Origin of the sequence: Rhizobium pantanalense (genome assembly GCF_030182525.1) — a bacterium.
Taxonomy (GTDB): domain Bacteria; phylum Pseudomonadota; class Alphaproteobacteria; order Rhizobiales; family Rhizobiaceae; genus Rhizobium.
In genome coordinates this window covers 1-18,172 of record NZ_JAQJCH010000001.1, presented here as the reverse complement: position 1 = coordinate 18,172, position 18,172 = coordinate 1, and the positions used below count along the sequence as shown (strand labels likewise).

16 protein-coding genes, 1 tRNA gene and 1 pseudogene are annotated in these 18,172 nt (G+C 59.6%); 10 read left to right on the top strand and 8 right to left on the bottom strand.

The features are described from left to right. Positions 1-171 precede the first annotated feature (171 nt). Positions 172-1,086, top strand: coding sequence for a YncE family protein (locus PH558_RS00090; protein WP_285201473.1), 915 nt, complete (start codon positions 172-174; stop codon positions 1,084-1,086). Positions 1,087-1,331: 245 nt separating this feature from the next. On the opposite strand, the gene PH558_RS00085 is transcribed toward PH558_RS00090, so the two are convergent. Then, positions 1,332-2,918 carry an aldehyde dehydrogenase (NADP(+)) gene (locus PH558_RS00085; RefSeq protein ID WP_285201472.1) on the bottom strand — a complete coding sequence of 529 codons (1,587 nt, stop codon included), beginning with the start codon at positions 2,916-2,918 and terminating at the stop codon, positions 1,332-1,334. 224 nt (positions 2,919-3,142) lie between these two features. Between PH558_RS00085 and PH558_RS00080 the strand changes: the two genes are divergently transcribed. After that, positions 3,143-4,657 carry a mechanosensitive ion channel family protein gene (locus tag PH558_RS00080; RefSeq protein ID WP_285201470.1) on the top strand — a complete coding sequence of 505 codons (1,515 nt, stop codon included), beginning with the start codon at positions 3,143-3,145 and terminating at the stop codon, positions 4,655-4,657. Here PH558_RS00080 and PH558_RS00075 read toward each other — a convergent pair. Beyond that, positions 4,654-5,265 (bottom strand): NAD(P)H-dependent oxidoreductase, encoded by a 612-nt coding sequence (locus PH558_RS00075; RefSeq protein WP_113409046.1) that lies wholly within the window; start codon positions 5,263-5,265, stop codon positions 4,654-4,656. The genes PH558_RS00080 and PH558_RS00075 overlap by 4 nt on opposite strands. Positions 5,266-5,344: 79 nt before the next feature. Between PH558_RS00075 and PH558_RS00070 the strand changes: the two genes are divergently transcribed. Beyond that, positions 5,345-5,950: a TetR/AcrR family transcriptional regulator gene (locus tag PH558_RS00070; RefSeq protein WP_285201468.1), complete on the top strand. Its 606-nt coding sequence runs from the start codon at positions 5,345-5,347 to the stop codon at positions 5,948-5,950. A 52-nt stretch (positions 5,951-6,002) separates the two neighbouring features. Here PH558_RS00070 and PH558_RS00065 read toward each other — a convergent pair whose 3' ends face one another. Together PH558_RS00065 and PH558_RS00060 are read right to left on the bottom strand one after the other, a co-directional pair. After that, entirely contained in the window at positions 6,003-7,532 is a 1,530-nt protein-coding gene (locus PH558_RS00065) for a S10 family peptidase (protein ID WP_285201466.1), read from the bottom strand. Positions 7,533-7,714: 182 nt separating this feature from the next. Then, positions 7,715-8,194 carry a MarR family winged helix-turn-helix transcriptional regulator gene (locus PH558_RS00060; RefSeq protein ID WP_285201464.1) on the bottom strand — a complete coding sequence of 160 codons (480 nt, stop codon included), beginning with the start codon at positions 8,192-8,194 and terminating at the stop codon, positions 7,715-7,717. On the opposite strand from PH558_RS00060, the gene PH558_RS00055 reads away from it, so the two are divergent. The 3 genes from PH558_RS00055 to PH558_RS00045 all read left to right on the top strand — a co-directional run bounded on the left by PH558_RS00055 (position 8,132) and on the right by PH558_RS00045 (position 12,931). Next, entirely contained in the window at positions 8,132-9,133 is a 1,002-nt protein-coding gene (locus PH558_RS00055; RefSeq protein WP_350223794.1) for a haloalkane dehalogenase, read from the top strand. The two genes, PH558_RS00060 and PH558_RS00055, sit on opposite strands and share 63 nt — an antisense overlap. A 145-nt stretch (positions 9,134-9,278) precedes the next feature. Next, entirely contained in the window at positions 9,279-10,169 is an 891-nt protein-coding gene (locus tag PH558_RS00050; RefSeq protein ID WP_285201455.1) for an amino acid ABC transporter substrate-binding protein, read from the top strand. A gap of 200 nt (positions 10,170-10,369) precedes the next feature. Further along, a complete protein-coding gene (locus PH558_RS00045; protein ID WP_285201452.1) occupies positions 10,370-12,931 on the top strand; it encodes a GcvT family protein in 2,562 nt (853 codons plus the stop codon). A gap of 50 nt (positions 12,932-12,981) precedes the next feature. On the opposite strand, the gene PH558_RS00040 is transcribed toward PH558_RS00045, so the two are convergent. Then, positions 12,982-13,845, bottom strand: coding sequence for an alpha/beta fold hydrolase (locus PH558_RS00040; RefSeq protein ID WP_285201448.1), 864 nt, complete (start codon positions 13,843-13,845; stop codon positions 12,982-12,984). 237 nt (positions 13,846-14,082) lie between these two features. Between PH558_RS00040 and PH558_RS00035 the strand changes: the two genes are divergently transcribed. Further along, positions 14,083-14,859: a class I SAM-dependent methyltransferase gene (locus PH558_RS00035; RefSeq protein WP_285201447.1), complete on the top strand. Its 777-nt coding sequence runs from the start codon at positions 14,083-14,085 to the stop codon at positions 14,857-14,859. A gap of 970 nt (positions 14,860-15,829) precedes the next feature. On the opposite strand, the gene PH558_RS00030 is transcribed toward PH558_RS00035, so the two are convergent. After that, complete coding sequence (locus PH558_RS00030; RefSeq protein ID WP_483314111.1) at positions 15,830-16,042, bottom strand: hypothetical protein; 213 nt, start codon at positions 16,040-16,042, stop codon at positions 15,830-15,832. 302 nt (positions 16,043-16,344) lie between these two features. On the opposite strand from PH558_RS00030, the gene PH558_RS00025 reads away from it, so the two are divergent. Next, positions 16,345-16,611 (top strand): helix-turn-helix domain-containing protein, encoded by a 267-nt coding sequence (locus tag PH558_RS00025; RefSeq protein WP_285201446.1) that lies wholly within the window; start codon positions 16,345-16,347, stop codon positions 16,609-16,611. A gap of 48 nt (positions 16,612-16,659) precedes the next feature. Here the strand turns inward: PH558_RS00025 and PH558_RS00020 are convergent. Continuing rightward, positions 16,660-16,911: pseudogene (locus PH558_RS00020) on the bottom strand (MobA/MobL family protein); the annotation flags it as partial. A 183-nt stretch (positions 16,912-17,094) separates the two neighbouring features. Between PH558_RS00020 and PH558_RS00015 the strand changes: the two are divergent. Both PH558_RS00015 and PH558_RS00010 read left to right on the top strand, forming a co-directional pair. After that, on the top strand, positions 17,095-17,421 hold the full coding sequence (locus PH558_RS00015; RefSeq protein WP_285201445.1) for a conjugal transfer protein TraD: 327 nt from the start codon (positions 17,095-17,097) through the stop codon (positions 17,419-17,421). 1 nt (position 17,422) lies between these two features. Continuing rightward, positions 17,423-17,647 carry a conjugal transfer protein TraD gene (locus PH558_RS00010; RefSeq protein WP_285201444.1) on the top strand — a complete coding sequence of 75 codons (225 nt, stop codon included), beginning with the start codon at positions 17,423-17,425 and terminating at the stop codon, positions 17,645-17,647. 429 nt (positions 17,648-18,076) lie between these two features. Here PH558_RS00010 and PH558_RS00005 read toward each other — a convergent pair. Next, positions 18,077-18,153, bottom strand: a tRNA-Met gene (locus PH558_RS00005). Between the last annotated feature and the right edge of the window lie 19 nt (positions 18,154-18,172).

Sequence of the window (18,172 nt, the reverse complement as noted above, 5' to 3'; positions counted from 1 at the left end):
ATGACACTTATTTGACAGCCCTCCGCGTAGACCGCGACAATCCGGCCCTTGATCTTTGCTGCAGCGCAGCAGATGCTCGTCCTGATCGCAGCGGCGAATGATGCTGTCATCAAACGATGCCATGATTGCCGCGCTGTGATCCGCAGATCCGCCCCTCGAAAGGATGCTCTCATGTCAGAAGCACGGACGCCTGCCACCACCACCGACAAGATCGAAAGACTGTTTTTCCTCGATATCAACGACGGACGAATCCTCTCCTCCGCCATCAACGGCACCGATTTGAAGCTCATCGTCCAGCGGCAAGGCCGCAGCCCGGACGGCATTCTCGTCGACAGCGAGAACGGCTGGATCTACTGGACGGAGATGGGCAACGACTACAACGCCCATGACGGTTCCATCGAGCGCATGGACCTCGACGGCGGCAACCACATCACGCTGATTCCGCCGGGCGGCACGCTCGTCACGCCGAAGCAGATCCAGCTCGACCGCGACAACGGCAAGCTCTATTGGTGCGACCGCGAGGGCATGCGCGTCATGCGCGCCAATATCGACGGCAGCGACATCGAAACTCTGGTGCAGAACGGCGACAGCCCGGGAGATAGCGCCGATATCGAACGCTGGTGCGTCGGCATCGCTCTCGATCTGCCGCTCGGGCAGATCTACTGGACCCAGAAAGGGCCGCCGGATGCCGGTCTCGGCCGCATCTTCCGTGCCGGTATCAATATTCCTGCCGGCGAAACCGCGACAAACCGCAGCGATATCGAAATCCTGCTCGACAAGCTGCCGGAACCAATCGACCTCGAACTGGATCTCGCCACCCGCACGATCTACTGGACCGACCGTGGCAATCTCCCCCGCGGCAATACCGTCAACCGCGCAGCGATGGGCGATATCGCCGCAACCTCCCAAGTCGTCCTCGAGGGCCTCGACGAAGGCATCGGCCTCTCGCTCGATCTACCCAACAACCGCATGTTCTTCACCGACATCGGCGGCAATCTCTATTCCGCGAGCCTTGATGGTTCGAGCGAGCGCGAATTGCTGCACCATGCCGGCTCGTTTACAGGAATTGTTTACGCGGAGGTTTGAGGTTTCCAATTACTTTAAGTCGTGGAATTGCCGCATTCCTCCCTTCTCCCCGCGGGGAGAAGGTGTGTGCGGCGCCGATGTGCCTCATATAGGATTGCCCTGGTTTTGACGGATGAGAGGGAACGACCTCTGCATCCTCCCCTGAGAAGGCAGTCGGAAGGAAGGCTGTGGGTGCGTCTATCTCCTTCTCCCCGTCAAAACGGGGAGAAGGTGGCCGGCAGGCCGGATGAGGGGCACTTTGCCGCTCAATTACCCTTGCGCACGCCATCCAGCAGATGCGGCAGCGACTTGACGCCGTCATCGCGCAATTCCGCCGGCAGCAGTCCTTCCGGGAGATCCTGATAGGATACCGGGCGCAGGAAGCGACGGATGGCCAGCGTGCCGACCGAGGTCGTGCGGCTGTCCGAGGTCGCCGGGAACGGCCCGCCATGCACCATGGCGTGGGAGACTTCGACGCCAGTCGGCCAGCCATTGGCGAGAATACGCCCGACTTTGCGCTCCAGCACCGGCACCAGCTTGGCGGCCGTCGCATAATCTTCCGCTTCGATCTGCAGCGTCGCGGTCAGCTGACCTTCGAGCTTCTCAGCAACGGCGATCATCTGGTCGATATCCTTGCAGCGCACAAGAAGGCTCGCCGCACCGAAGACCTCATGGCCGAGGCGTTCATCCGCCAGGAACTCCTCGACGTCGGTCTCGAAGAAGATACCGGGGCTGCGATTGACGCCTTCAGCCGGGGCGCCGTGAGCGACGGTCTTGACAGCCTCATGCTCGGCGAGCGCGGCAACGCCCTTGTCGAAGGCGGCGTGAATGCCTGGCGTCAGCATTGGCGCGGGCGCACGGCCGGTCAGCGCGTCACTGGCAGCCTGGACGAAGCGATCGAGATCGGGGCTTTCGATCGCAAAAAGCAGGCCAGGATTGGTGCAGAATTGGCCGGCACCGAGCGTCAGGGAATCGATGAAACCTGTGCCAATCGCCTCAGCACGTGCTGCGAGAGCGGCCGGGAAGAGGAAGACGGGGTTAACGCTGCTCATCTCGGCATAGACTGGGATCGGCTCGGGCCGAGCCGCGGCAATGGCGCCAAGCGCGAGGCCACCGCCACGCGATCCGGTGAAGCCGACAGCCTTGATGCGGGGATCGCGCACCAGTGCTGCGCCGGTTTCGTTGGCGCCGGTCAGCAACGAGAATGTACCCTCCGGCAGGCCACATTCGGCAACGGCGGCGCGGATGGCGCGGCCGACAAGCTCGCCCGTGCCCGGATGGGCAAGGTGGCCCTTGACGACGACCGGGCAACCGGCGGCAAGCGCCGACGCCGTATCACCACCGGCAACCGAGAAGGCGAGCGGGAAGTTGCTAGCGCCGAAGACGGCGACCGGACCGAGCGGGATCTGGCGCAGGCGCAGATCGGGGCGCGGCAGCGGCTTGCGCTCCGGCAGTGCCGGATCGACGCGCAGATCGAGCCACTCGCCGGCGCGGACCACCTGCGCGAAGAGCCGCAGCTGGCCGACGGTGCGTGCACGCTCGCCCTGCAGACGCGCCACCGGCAGGCCAGTCTCCTCCGTCGCGCGCTCGATCAGCGCATCACCGATGCCAATGATATTGTCGGCAATCTTTTCGAGAAATGCCGCGCGCTGCTCCGGGCTGGTGGCGCGGTAGACATCGAACGCCTGGGCCGCCAGCTCGCAAGCCTTGGCGACATCGCTCTCGCTGGCGATCGCAAAGGCCGGCTCCAGGTTTGCGCCGGTCGCCGGGTTGACGGCACGCACGGTTCTGTTGCCACCGGTAGAATCTGAGCCGATCAGCAGATCGCCGCGAATCTCGAAAGACTGTGTCATGGATATTCCTTAATGATGTCGGAGCGCTAAGGATTGCGCTGCGAGAGCAGATAGCAGGATGGGATGACAGATATAAGATGATAATCGTCATCTAATTATCAAGGTGCAAGTCCTGAGATCAAGGCGTCGGCGTCAATTAATCATACTTTTTCTGCATATGGCGCTGCCGCTTCTTTCGTGCCAATTTAGCGCCCATCCGAAAGACCGAGTGCGACCAAGTCCCCATGTCCATTGCACTTCTTGGCGATCCGATCGTCCAGTTCTTCATTCTGGTTGTCGTCGGCACCTTCGTGAGCCGCGTCATGCTGCGTCATCAGCGGGCCGGCCGTCTGATCGGCCAGATCGCTTTCTTCGTCTGCCTGACGGCACTTTTGTTCTATCACGGCATCGTCCCCTATGAGCCGAGCCCGCCGCAGGACTCGGTGACGCTGCGCACCTTCACGGGCTTTGCCAAGATCGTCTGGTGGGTCAACGGCGCCTGGGTGCTGATCGCCTGCGTGCGGCTGTTCCTGATTTTCGAGCGCAAGCCCCGCGAAGGCCGGCTGCTGCAGGATTTGATCGTCGGCGTCATCTATCTCGGCGCCATTCTCTCCATCGTCGGTAATGTCTTCAGCGTCCCGATCGGTACACTGATCGCAACATCGGGCGTCTTCGCCATCATTCTCGGTCTCGCCTTGCAGAGCACCCTCAGCGACGTCTTCTCCGGCATCGCCCTCAATCTCGGCCGCCCCTACTCCGTCGGCGACTGGATCGTCCTCGAAAATGATGTCCAGGGCCGCGTCGTCGAAACCAATTGGCGCGCCACGCAATTGCTGAGCGGCACCAACGATCTGGTCGTCATTCCGAACAGCATCCTTGCCAAGACGCGACTGACCAATCTCTCCGCGCCCGACGAGAGCCATGGCGCCACCGTCACAGTTCGGATTCAACCGACCACTCTACCGCGCATCATCGCGGATGTGATGCAAAACGTCTTGATCAGCTGCAATTCGATCCAGAAGAACCCGGAACCCAATGTCGCCATCAATTCCATCGATGGACAGGCGATCGAACTGCAGTTGTCTTTTCGCGTGCGCGACATGTCGCTGACACAAGCCGCGAAGAACGAGATCTATGATCTGCTATTTCGCCACGCCAAGGCGGCAAACTTGAAATTCGCCGATCCCCCCGGCACGATCATGCTTTCGATGGAGCAAAAGCCCGAGGCGGCCGACGAGAAGCAACATGCGCCCGGAACGCCCTGGCGGCTTATCAGCAATATCCCCCTGTTCTCTTCGCTGACCGAGGATGAAAAGGAACATCTGGCATCACATATGCAGCGCCGGACCTATCGCAAGGATGCCGTCATCGCCGAACAGGATACCCGCATGCGGGCGCTCACGATCGTCCGCTCGGGCGTCGTCAGCATCACCCGCCGCGAAGGGCATCGTCAGATCGAGCTGACGCGCCTTGCGCCAGGGGATTATTTCGGTGAGAACGGGCTGCTGATGGGGTCGGGCGAAGTCGGGACGGTTCGCGCCCTGACCTTCGTCGTCACCTATGAAATCGGCGAGGAATGTCTCGCGCCGCTGCTGCACGACCGGCCGACCCTTGCCGAAGAACTCGGCGCCATTCTGGCAAAACGCATCGAGGCGGAGCAGCATCTCTTCGCCAATGTCGATATGCTCGGCCATGGCGCTCACGTGACCTCGCTAAGCTCGCGCATCAAGCATCTCTTTCAACTGCAGCAGCACGATTAGGCCGCATCCGCCGCCTTCGTCGATCGCGAAACAGCAAAGAGATTTTGCCCGATGGCGCGGGCGGTATCGAGATGGGAACTCATATCCTGCGTCTCCGTCAGCAGCAATTCGGAGGTCGCGACGGGAGCCCCGCAGTATCCGAAAATGCCATGATCGATCTGCGTCCTCATGGCGCCGAAATAGCCGTGGCGCGCATAGGTGCGCATGGTTGCGCCGCCGATAGCGATCAGGTGGATCGGAAGGCGGCTCAGCTTTTTGATCGTCTTTTCCGCAGATATTTCGTCATAGGCCCAGCCATTGCTGAACACCCGGTCGATCCATCCCTTGAGAAGCCCGGGCATGGACCACCAATAGACGGGATAGACGAGCACCAGTGCATCCGCACGATCGATCCGCGCCTGCTCGGCAACGACATCTTCGGGCGATGGACCTTCTCTGAGATGGGCGGCAATATCGGCAGCGCTGAATCTCGGATCAAAACCTTCCGCCGTAAGATCCGCGATTTCGAATGTAGCGCCCGAAGCCGTTACACCTTCGGCGACTTTGGCCGCGACGCTGTGGCTGAACGAAGCGGGATTCGGATTGGCAATGACGATAAGCGCATGCATATGAAAAACTCCTGCTGACACATTGTGAGCGGCGGCTCGATCTTATATACTTTTAGTAAGTTACTTTTGGTATATAGCGATGTCAAGCATGCAGACGAAGAAACCGGAGTCCCGCAGTCGGCTGACGCGGGAGGAGCGCCATAGGCAGCTCATCGAGGTCGCCTGGCAAATCGCCGGAGAGGAGGGAACGGAAGCCCTGACGCTGGGGCGGCTCTCCGAGCGCGCCGGTGTGACGAAACCCGTGGTCTACGACCATTTTATCACCCGTTCCGGCCTGCTGGCCGCACTCTATCGCGAATTCGACATCAGGCAGACGGAGGTGATGGACAAGGCGCTTGATGCAAGTACCCCGACGCTGGCAGGCCGGGCCGAGGTGATAGCGGCCTCCTATGTCGATTGCGTGCTACTGCAGGGGCGCGAAATACCCGGCATCATCGCCGCGCTCGCGGGCTCGCCGGAGCTTGAAAAAATCAAGCGCGAATATGAAACGGCCTTCCTCGAGAAGTGCCGTGCGCTGCTTGCTCCCTTCGCCACTACCGGTTCCATTGCATCGGCGGGCCTCTGGGCGATGCTGGGTGCGGCCGAAGCCCTGTCCTATGCCGCGACGACGGGGGATATCAGTCCGCAGCAGGCAAAGGACGAACTCTTTGAAACCATCAAGGCAATGGTTGCGAGAAACAGATGAAGGCCAGCCTCGCAACGCCGCCGTATTCCAGGTAGAGCACCCGAGACGGCGCTCAGTTCGATTGCGTTGACGGCGCTGCCTTGACCTGCCCGGTATAAAACGCCTTGGCATCGCTCGTGAACTGCTCGCGCGATGCCGGCCGCGTGTAGAACATATGGCCGCCGCGATAGAGCTTCATCGCCACGCGATCCGCAAAGGCAGACGGCATATGGTCGAGCACATATTTGTTCACCCCGAACGGAATGACGAGATCGCTATAGCCCTGCCCGATCATCACGCGGAAGGACGGCGAGAGCGACAGCAGCTCCTTGAGATCGTCGCCAACACCGGCGGTTCCACGCGAGCCGCCATTGCGCCCACCCCACTTCCATTCCCTATTCACGGATGACGACAGAAGCGTGTAGGTCATGTCGGTATGGAAGCCCAGTTCATCACGGGCATAGCCTGAAAAGGCACCGCCATAGGCGCGGACGAAGCCATCCAGAACCGGATCGCCGCCATGCTCGGCCTCCGACTGCGGATAGGGATCCGGCGCCAGGAAGGACGCATCATAGGCGCTCGCCACATCCGCGCCATCGCCATCGGAATGTTTGCGATAGACCCCTCCGAGAAAGCCCTGGTTCTTGGCGACCACATCCTGCGGTATGCCGGTTAGCTTCGCCACGCGCCCATAGAAGGCTTGGCCGGCATCTGCCGATGGCGGCCGTCCGGCAAGGGTCGGCAGATATTCGTTGAAGGCGAATGCCTCGGCATCCTGCACCGCTTGCTCGCTGAAGGCGTTTTGACGCTCCAGTTCGGCCGCCGCCAGCGACGGCAACTGCAGGGCTGCGCCAAGCGCATCCTCACCGCCCCCGAAGACGAACCGGCCCTCCAGCAGGGGCGAGAGCATGACGATACCGGAAATCAGAATGCCCTGATCCTCGCGCAGGCTGTTGGCAACCTTGATCGAACGAAATCCGCCATAGCTTTCTCCAAGAATGTACTTCGGCGACGACGCCCGGCTGTTATGGGCAACGTAAAGGGCGATCGCCTTGGCAAGGCTTTCGGCATCGCTGTCGACACTATAGAAATCATTCTGGTCATCGGGCTTGGCGGCGCGGCTCCAGCCGGTGCCGATCGGATCGATCAGCACGAGATCGGTAAATTCGAGCCAGCTTTGTGGATTGTCGACCAACTTGGCATGGGCGCCATCGCGCCCGTCTGCGCCGAAATCGACGATGCGCGGCCCGACAAGCCCGAGATTGAGGAAGGCCGAAGCAGCACCCGGCCCGCCATTAAACACGAAAGTGACGGGGCGGTTCGCATCCCGGTTCTTGGCGACATAGGCGGTGTAGAAGATCGCCGCGCTGCGCTGCCCATCCTGGCCGAAGAGATCGAGCGTTCCGGCTGTCGCCGTGTAGGGAATGGTCTTGCCATCGGCATTCAGCACATGATCGCTCGCGGCATCTGGCGGCAGGAGCGAGAGCACGCCGCTCGCACTGGCAGGCGCGCCATGACCTTGCTCGGGCGGCGCGGCTGATGCCGTTGCCGATATCAGCGAAAGGGCCAGCGCCAGGCCGGGAACCATCTGGCGAAAAGACATGAAATCGCATCCTCCAAAGGGATCATCGGATAACTGTCATTGCCGGCGATACTATGTCACGGATGACAAGCGCCGAAACTCAAGAGATGTTGATCGATGGATCATCAGGCACGACACGTTTGGAGAATGGGGCGCCTGAGGGCGTGCTGGCCGGGCTAAAGGCCAAACCGCAACCCGACCTCCTATGTCGCCGCCTCGTCTATCGGCCCTGCGGAATCCCCGTCGCTGCGGAGCTTGCCAAGCACCTCCTGCAAAGCCTGCTTCAGCGCGTCGATCTCCTCAGAACCCGCGATTTCGGACCAGCGTTGATCCACAAGGCGGCCTGTTGCCGCGGCTATCGGCCTGACGCCCTTGCCGCGCTCAGTCAGAAACACGAGCCTTGCGCGCCGATCATTCGGGTCGGGTCTGCGCTCGACATAGCCGAGGCGCTCCAACTCCTCTACCGCCTGCGTCATCGTCTGCTTGCGGACATGGGCGAGCCGAGTGAGCTCGCTCACCTGAATTCCTTCCGGACGCATGAAGGTGAAGACATTGGCATGCGGTGGCCGGATATCGCCGTAACCGGCCTCTTCGAGGGCGGCTTCGACATCCTGTGTCCAATGTTGATGCACGAGCCGCAACAGCAGACCCAGGGACGGACGGGTGGGAACACAATCTTTCATGGATATAGACAGGCACCTGACTACTATGGTAATAGACAGGTACCTTACCATTTTATTTCACGAGAGGATACCCACATGCCCTCGCTCAATGTACTGGACTCGACGATCTTCTACGAGGATGCCGGAACGGGAACACCCTTCGTCTTCCTGCATGGCAATCCGACGTCATCCTACCTGTGGCGACATATCGGCCCGGCCATTGCCGCGCCTGTCCGCCGCCTCGCTCCCGATCTCATCGGCATGGGCCGGTCCGGCAAACCTGAAATCGCTTATTCATTTGAGGACCACGCACGCTATCTCGAAGCTTGGTTCGATAAACTCACGCTCGATGATGTCGTTTTGATCGGCCATGATTGGGGCGGCGCGCTCGCCTTCGACTGGGCTGCACGCCATCCGGATCGCGTGCGCGGCATCGCCTTCATGGAAACGATCATCAGACCTTTGAGCTGGAACGACCTGCCGAATGCACGCCCTCGCTATGAGCTGCTGCGCTCGCCGGGCATGGGCGAAGCGAAGGTTCTGGACGAGAATTTCTTCATCGAACAGGCATTGAAAGCCACCGTGCTGAATGGATTGAGCGCCGAGGATCATGCCGTCTATCGCGCGCCCTACCCCACGCGCGAAAGCCGCCGGCCGCTGCTTGCCTGGCCGCGCGCAATGCCGATCGAAGGCGAGCCCGCCGATGTCGTGGCGCGCATCGAAGCCTATGATGCCTGGCTTGCCCGCAGCGAAGATATCCCGAAACTACTGCTGACCTTCGATGGTCCGGCGGAGACGCTACTGGTCGGCGAAAGGATGATAGATTGGTGCCGCGAGAATATTGCGGGACTGGAGATCGAAAATTGCGGACCGGCAAGGCACATCGCGCCGGAAGATCAACCGGAAGCGATTGCAGCCGCCATCTCCAGCTGGGCCGCGCGTCACAGTCTGTCTCACTGAAAGCCGATCTTCGCGACAGGAAAGGCCGCCACCCCTGCTCGACGGCGAGCGATCAAGAACAATCCATCGTTGACAAAAACCCGTCAGGCCATAATCTGCGCCTAAGCCTTTGCGATTGCCCAATTTTCTTTTGGAGATCAGGATCATGCCGGCACATTGCATGAGACGACTGGTTCTGGCAGGCATCATCCTCGGCATGTCCGCTTATGTGGCAGCCGCCGCGCAGACGCTGGATCTCATCGCCCAGAAAGGTACGATCCGCATCGGCTACATCAGCGATGAAGAACCCTTCTCCTTCAAGAGGAAGGATGGCAACCCGGCGGGATATGCCATCGACCTTTGTAACAAGATCGCCGATGCCGTCGGGCGCAAGGTCACCGATCTCAAGCGCGACTATGTCGAGACGACGCTTGCCGATGGCTTCGATGCCGTCAAAAGCGGCCAGGTCGACCTTCTCTGCGGCGCCATCACCATCAATCTCGGGCGACGCCAAAGCGTCGATTTCTCGCAGCCGATCTTCATCACTGGCGCCAGCGCCCTGCTGCGCAAGGATTCGCCCGATTATCTGATGTCTTTGTTCCTCGACAAGCGGCTGGCGCAAGTCTCCGCCAAGCCCGCCCCCGCAACGAGTGCGATCGGCGTTCGCGCCGACACGACGACGGGCGCGACCCTGCGCGAGGCGCTGGGCTCCGACGTGCCGAAGACGCGGATCGCCGAGTTCGCCACGCACCAAGACGGTCTGGTCGCGCTCGAAAACCACAAGATCGATGCTTATTTCGCCGATCGCGCCCTGCTCTTCGATCTCGCTTCCCATGCCCATAATCCGTCCACGCTCGCCATCGGCAACCGCCTCTTCACGCATGAGCCCTATGGCATCGCCATCCGGCAAGACGATTCTGCCTTCCGCCTGCTTGTCGATCAGACATTGACTGAGACCTACCAATCAGATGATTTCGCCAAGCTGCTGACCACCTATTTCGGCCAGGAAGGCCCGATCCTGCGCCGCGAGATCATGATGCAGTCGATCCCTCAATAATGAGGGATAGCGTACAGACGATCATAAAGTCGTCCTTGCGACATCTCCGATCAGCATATGTCGCCGCCAAACCCAGCCATTTCCTGATGGGACAGCGTGACGGTCGTCGTGCAAGCATCTTCAATATGTCGTAGACAGGCTCTGGTCGCCGCCGCACACATCATAAAATCCGTTTCCAATATCAATCAGGGTCGCACGCAATGGCAGTATTTCCTCAAAAGGCGAAGGTCGTCATCATCGGGCTTGGCGGTATCGTCGGTGCATCGATCGCCCACCATTTGATCGAGCGCGGCTGGGACGATATTGTCGGCATCGACAAATCAGGCATCCCGACGGATATCGGCTCGACGGCCCATGCCTCCGACTTCTGCTATACGACCAGCCACGATTTCCTCTCCTGCTGGACGACGCTCTACTCCATCGATTTCTACGATAAACTCGGTCACTATGCCCGCGTCGGTGGCCTGGAAGTCGCACGCGTCGGCGATGACGACCGCATGGCGGAAATCAAGCGCAAGGTCACCTCGGGCAAGGCCTTCGGTACGCGCGCCCGCCTGATTGAGCCCGCCGAGATCAAGGAAAAATTCCCGCTGATCGAGGAAAGCATGGTCCAGGGCGGCATGTGGGACCCGGATGCCGGCCTCGTCATTCCCCGTTCGCAGACCGTTGCCGGCAAGTTGATCGACCAGGGCGAAAAGAGCGGCAAGCTGCAATCCTTCGCCAATACGCCGGCCCAGTCGCTGATCGTCAAAGACGGCCGCATCAGCGGCGTCGTCACCCATCGCGGCACGATCGAAGCAGAATATGTTATCGTCTGCGCCGGCCTATGGGGTCGCCTGATCGCCGAAATGGTCGGCGAGGACCTGCCGGTCATGCCGGTCGACCATCCGCTGACCTTCTTCGGCCCCTACAACGAGTTTGCCAATACCGGCAAGGAAATCGGCTTCCCGCTGATGCGCGACCAGGGCAACTCCGCCTATATGCGCGACACCGGCGACCCGAAGACCGCCGAAGGCGGCCAGATCGAGTGGGGTTATTACGAAGAGAAGAACCCCCGCCTCTGCCATCCCCGCGATCTCCTTGAAAAGCACGAGGCTCGCCTTTCGCCCTCGCAGCGCGATCTCGACATGGAACAGATCATCGAGCCGCTCGAGCGCGCCATGGAACTGACGCCGATCCTCGGCGAACTCGGCTACAACGAAGGTCATTCCTTCAATGGCCTCCTGCAGGTCACGACCGATGGCGGTCCGTCCGTCGGCGAAAGCCAGAAGGTCCGCGGCCTCTGGTATTGCGTCGCCATCTGGGTGAAGGACGGCCCTGGCTTCGGCAAGCTCGTTGCCGACTGGATGACGGACGGCCGCACGCCGATCGACCACAACAGGATCGATTATTCCCGCTTCTACCCGCATATGCTGGAGGAAAAATTCATCGAAGGTCGATGCACCGAGGCTGCGCAGAAGATCTATAACCCCGCAGTCCACCCGCGCGAACCCTATGCGACCGGCCGCAATGTCCGCCGCTCGCCTTTCTATGAGAGGGAAAAAGAGCTCGGCGGCTACTTCATGGAACTCGGCGGCTGGGAGCGTGCCCATGGCTATGCCGCCAACGAGCACCTGCTGGAAAAATACGGCGATCGCATACCGGTACGCGAAAACGAATGGGACAACCGCCATTTCTGGCGCGTCTCCAATGCCGAACATCTGGCCCTCAGCGAAGATTGCGGCATCATCAACCTCTCGCATTTTGCCATGTACGACATCGAAGGCCCCGATCATGTCGAGCTGCTGGAGTGGCTCTGCGCCGCGAAGATCGGTGGCGATGCCAATATCGGCAAGGGCATCTACACCCACTTCCTCGACGACGAAGGCATGGTGCGCGCTGATTTCACTGTCATCCGCATGGCCGATCGCTGCCGCCTGATCGACGGCGCCGATGCCGGCCCGCGCGATTTCCACTATATGCGCCGTGTTGCCCAGGATAAGGGTTTCGACGTCACCATCACCGACGTTACCGAACGCTATGTGACGATCGGCATCTGGGGACCGAATGCCCGCACCAACCTGCAGAAGGTTGTCGAGAACCCGGAAAACCTCACGCACGAGAACTTCCCCTTCGCCGCGATCAAGCAGATCCGCATCACCGGCAAGAACGTCACGGCATTCCGCATTTCCTATGTCGGCGAACAGGGCTGGGAACTGCACATGGCCTATGGCGACGCGCTGGCCGTCTGGGATGCGCTGCGTTCGACCGGCGCCATCGCCGTCGGTGTCGAAACCTATGCCAACAGCCGCCGCATGGAAAAGAGCCTGCGCCTGCAGAATGCCGACCTTTTGACGGAATACAATCTGCTCGAAGCCGATCTTGCCCGCCCGAAGGTCAAGGAAGCCGATTTCCGCGGCAAAGCGAAGCACCTCGAATATCGCGCCCGCGAACACCAGCCGGCCATGCTCTGCACGCTCGTCATGACCGATAATATCGACTCCAACGGCGTGGCACGCTACCCCGTCGGCATTCTGCCAGTCATGGACCCCGAAACCGGCGAAACCCTTGTCGACGAGCTCGGCCGCCGCTCCTTCACCACCTCGATCGCCTACGGCCCGACTATCGGCAAGAACATTGCGCTCGCCTACCTCCCTTGGTCCTATGCTCAGGAAGGCCGCAAGCTGAAGGTCGAATATTTCGGCGAGACCTACCCGGTGGAAGTCGCAGGCGTCGGCTACAAGCCGCTTTACGATGCGGAGAACCTGAAGCCGAGGAGCTAATTTCTGACGAAACCGGAAAGCCAGATTACGCTTGGCTTTCCGGTCGTTTGTCAGGCTGTATGATCGATGATGGCCTGCGCGATCTCGTCAATGTCGCGCTCGTGGATTTCATGCCCGCCACCCTCGACCCGGTGCAGCCGCGCATCCCGCACCACCTTGGTGAAGGCCTCTCCGTGCCCTATGGGAAACAGCGGATCGGCTGTGCCGTGGATCGCAAGGACCGGTAGCTTGATATCGGAGGCCTGAAGGGTTGCGGGCCTTTCCTCGCTCACAAGCGAGAAATGGTTCGTAGCACTGGCAAATGACGGCGCCCGGGCTATGTCGCGAGCGATCAAGGCCTTTGCAGCGTCAGGATCATGCGGATGCCTGGTGCCGGCAAGCATTGCCGTCTCGCGACGCAGGAAATCGGCGATAGCCTCGAGGTTGGACCAATCGACTGCTTCGGCGGAACTGGAATGCTCCTGATAAGCCTTGGTCGAGGAAGGCAAGCCCTCGACGCCGAGCGGTGATGTGCTGATCAGCGTAAGCGTGCGGACACGCCGGGGATGGCGCAACGCGACTTCCTGTGCAATGGCGCCGCCCATCGACATGCCCACCACATGCACCGTTTCCAATCCGTAGCCATCGAGAACGGCGATGACATCGTCGGCAAGGTCGCTGAACGAATAAGCCGGCTCGCCTTGCGGATAGTGTGTCGAGAGGCCGGTGTCGCGCTGGTCGTATCGGATAACATAGCGCTGACGGGCGGCAAGCGCCTCGCAGAACCTGTCCGGCCACCAGAGCATCGAAGCCATCACTCCCATGATCAATATGATGGGCGGGCTGGAGGGATCACCGAAAGCCTGGGTCTGAAGTTTCGCGCCCTTGACCTCGATTGACGTCTCCGTGGAGGCGAATGATCTCGTTTCATTCATGACAAAATCCATCTAATTGCAATTTGCAACTGGATTCATATTGCATAACTGATCTTACTATGCAATCAGTTTATGAGGAGGGTAGAGCACGGAGGATCGACGTCTGTCATAGTAGTTTCAGAAAAACGCCAGCGGTTTTCCATCCGAAATTGTGTAAGAACAATGCGTTCGAGCTATTCGGAGGCATTGCGAAAACCGACCCCGGTGGCGATTGAGAGGACGTGAGGGAGGCTTGTAGTGCTGCAATGTGCTGATTTTTACGACGCTGAACTATCACGGCATAACCGGCATTTGCGAGCCGTCGCCAGCGTCCGGACACATGACCGGATACTCGATATCGGCTGTGGCGCTGGGCAAACCACCCGGGAAGCAGCTCTTGCCGCAACACAAGGCAGCGCAGTCGGTGTGGATACTTCTGCCGAGATGCTTGAGATTGCGCGCCAACGTAGCGCTGAAGCGGGATTACGCAACGTCAGCTTCGAGCTGGGCGACGCGCAAAGTCATGTCTTTCCAGCCGCCGGCTTCGATCTATGCATCAGCCGGTTCGGCGTCATGTTCTTTGCCGATCCGCCGGTAGCATTTGCCAATATTGCCCGCGCGATACGTCCGGGTGGACGCATCGCCTGGATGGTATGGCAAAGCGAAGAGCACAACAAATGGTCCAGCGCCATCAGGCAGGCGCTGGCGCCAGGAAGCACAATCTCTGAAAAAGCCGGCAAGGCGTTTTCGCTCGGCGATCCCGCCATAGCCACGAAGCTATTGAGCACCGCCGGCTTCACCTCGATCGACTTCATCGATGTGCACGAACCGGTCTTCTATGGACCTGACGTCGATTCCGCCGTCGATGCCTTAGGCAACCTGTATATGGTAAAGGACGCGCTCTCGCACACGGACGGGACAGCCAACCAATCACTGCAGCGTCTGCATGATCTGCTGGAGGCACACATGACCTCCGAGGGCGTGCTCTTCGACTCCCGCGCATGGATCATTACCGCAGATCTGGCTAATCCCTGAAAGGACTTGGTTGGACGGAGTAGGACACCGCGAGCCATACCCTCTTCCATAAGCCATAAATCCCTCTCGATAGGTATTGCAAGAGTATTGCAATCAAAGATTGTTTTTCCAATGCGATCTTGGTCATCCGAGGAGATTGTCGAGTGACTGGAAAACGCCCGCTGTTTTCCAGAGGCTTCGGTTATGCAATGCCATCGCTGCTTCGAAAACATCGTTGCGCAAACGTGCGGTGGCCGCATCCAGCCAGGGCACGCTCTTCTGTTTATCCTGATGGCGCTGGTACTGTCCGCTCGAGTTGAGCGCGAGCGCGCCTCACCCTTTTGGTTATGGTGAGCTTTGGCGAAGGACGAGCTAGGCTTGCGATTGAAGCTGAGGTCTTGGCGCCGGCGATAACATACTGGGAAGGAATTGGTTGCGGATCCCTGCGGTTCTAGCTGATGAACCGGAGCAGCGTCGGTCGACGCCGATGGTTTGGTGATAGACTTGTCGCCGATGAGCTTGTTTATTTGAGACGAGCGGCTGGAGGACGTCGAAGACTAAGGCGACTGCTAAAGAATGTCCGTCGCTTAACCGTTCGACTGTTGGCACCGGTGCAGACAGAACGCCGACGAATAGCAAAATGGCTGCTTCGCTGAATAATGCAGCGCGACAACCAAGATGAGACGTGATCTCAGCCAGATTGTCGCTCTACAGAATAACGATGGGGAGGCATTTGGGACGCTCTCGCCCAGTGCTTTCATAGCCGTACCACGTGCGTCGAGCTGATATGAAATCACATTTTGAATTGGGCTTCATTGACATCCGAGATCAGCTGGAACGCTCGATTCTTCGGTCCTCGTCGAAGCGCGCGCACTCAACAGCGGCGATCCTTAAGCAACCGTTACAGAGCTCAGCAGAATACGGAAGCCGTATTGAGGCGCAATGTCCGTGACTTGCCTGGCAACGAGAACAGCAGCAGATGTGCCGATCTCTAGGCCCAGCCTACATGCTCCCGCTGCATCAGTTTGAGAAACAGGCCGAACCAAAACCGGTACTCGGGGTCGCTGCGATCCCCCCATGTTTCAAGCGCACAATAGGCAACCGACGTAGTTTCATCCTCGCCGTGCCGGTCGACTGCAACCTCGATCGCTTCGGCTTCGGTCAGGATGTACCAATCCTCAATCACGATGTAGTCCGCGCTCATGATTTGCTTCCTCACTGTTAATCAGCCGTTTCCGTGCCTACAAGTTCTCGCTGCTCAATCAGCCATCAATGGCGTCCCAGCATTCAAGAGTTCCTGCGATCTGGCATTGGCGCGTCATTGTTAACCATCGGCTACTCGCCGCCCTTCCTACAGGGCAACGCCGCAGCTAGGGCAAAAAAGTGGATCGGAGGGCATAGACCGATACCATATCCAGCGAACGGTCCCGCACTAGCGGCACCCACAATTAATTAGGGACCATCAGTCCGTCGATTGTCAAGCCGTTAATATGCATGGTTTGCAAAATGGACGTGCGACAGACCATCGGTTGGAATCTAAGGCGGCTTCGGGTTGCCAAAGGCCTGTCGCAGGAGCGGCTAGCGTTCGAGGCTGAAATTGACCGCTCTTACGTTGGACGCGTTGAAAGAGGCACGGAAAACGTCACCGTGGCGACCCTTGAGGCCTTCGCGAGTGTCTTGTCTGTGAATGTTTCTGAACTGTTCGCGGAAATTAACCCCGAGAATACGAAACCTCCGGGTCTTCGCTCGGGCCGCAAGCAAAAGGCATCCTAGTTTCGCAGTCAGCATGCGGCTTTCGGAACGGTTCTGGCCTGCAGGCGTAAGCTGGGCGTCCTTACGCACCTCGAAAGCTTCGACATCGTTCCAGAGCCGTTCACGATCGCTCCATTGTTCGGGCGCGTTCTCCGGCAGCATGACCTCGGAATGGAACACGCCGCGTTTGGCGGAAAAGTCCTGAACGCGGTCAAGCCGATCGTCGCGCAGCCGCGAGGCCGAGCGGTAGGCAGCCGACGCCACCGCGCTGCTGCCTGCCCTGCGGCCAATGACCTTGACGTGAAGATGATAGATCGCCATCGCGATCCAAACACCAGCATGGAAAAGCGCACGTCGGAACGACGTATAAGCGCGCCCTCCCTCGAAAAAATCTCGGGATGGACCAGGCCGTGCCAGACCGTCCCGGCAACATAGAAGCCTTCCGCAAGGGGCTCAACTATGATGCTTCCATCGACAACGAAGGATGACCGACGGAGACGGCACATGCGCAAACCGAGAGACTTCGACGCGGAACTGAAGGCGCTGGAGGACAAGGCCAAGGAACTGAAATTCCGCAAGGTGCAGCAGCTTGGCGAACTGGTCATTGCCACCGGGGCCGATATGCTCACTGCCGATGAATTGGCCGGTGCGCTGATCGCCATCGCCGAGACGAAAGACGTGGCCAGACGGGAGGCATGGGCCAAGCGCGGCGCGGCGTGGTTTCGCGGCAAGGCACGACGAGCTGCACCGGCAAATGACGACAACGCTGGCAGCGCTCAAGCGCAACCGCTCAGCACGCAATCGCCATCAGGCGGCCAAGGCCCGAACTGACATGCGTGACTGGCAAGTGCAGCGGCGCGCGCGAACAAGACACTTCATCGAACTCGGCGGTCTCGTCGTCAAAGCCGGTGTCGTCGACCTGACCAACGATGATCGCACCATGATCTACGGCGCACTGCTCTGGATGGCCGACAAACTCAACAGCGACGACGCCGAACATGCGCGCGGTGTCTGGACAAAGCTGGGAAAAATGGCGTTCGAGGCGGATCGTTCGTAAGCGCTGTCTGCCTCGCACCTTGACCAGGCGCGTCTTGCCGTTTCGAGAGCGCAAGGAGAATGGAGAAGCCCTATCGCAATTCACATCGATAAGAAAATTCATTCGCATAAACGTGTATTTTACCAGCAACGTAGCACATATGACTTTATTTCAAACTGAGGCGGAGGAAGGTTCCATACCCAACCTGCGCCTTGCCCAGCGTCCGAGCGGGGTGAACGATTATAGAGAAAGCCGTCAAATCTGATGTTGCAACACGCGGACCGGCTCCGGTCTGGTCTGCATGCCAACACACAAACCGAGATCTCGCATGCTGAGACGCAACGCCGACATCTACCCAAGCCTCTAAACGCAAAAAACCGCCCCTGCGAAACAGAGGCGGTGACGGCGATTGTCAGTTATATCGTGGTATTCAGCGATTTATGTAAGAATTGGTTGCGGGGGCAGGATTTGAACCTGCGGCCTTCAGGTTATGAGCCTGACGAGCTACCGGGCTGCTCCACCCCGCGCCAGCGCAAATCGCGGAGC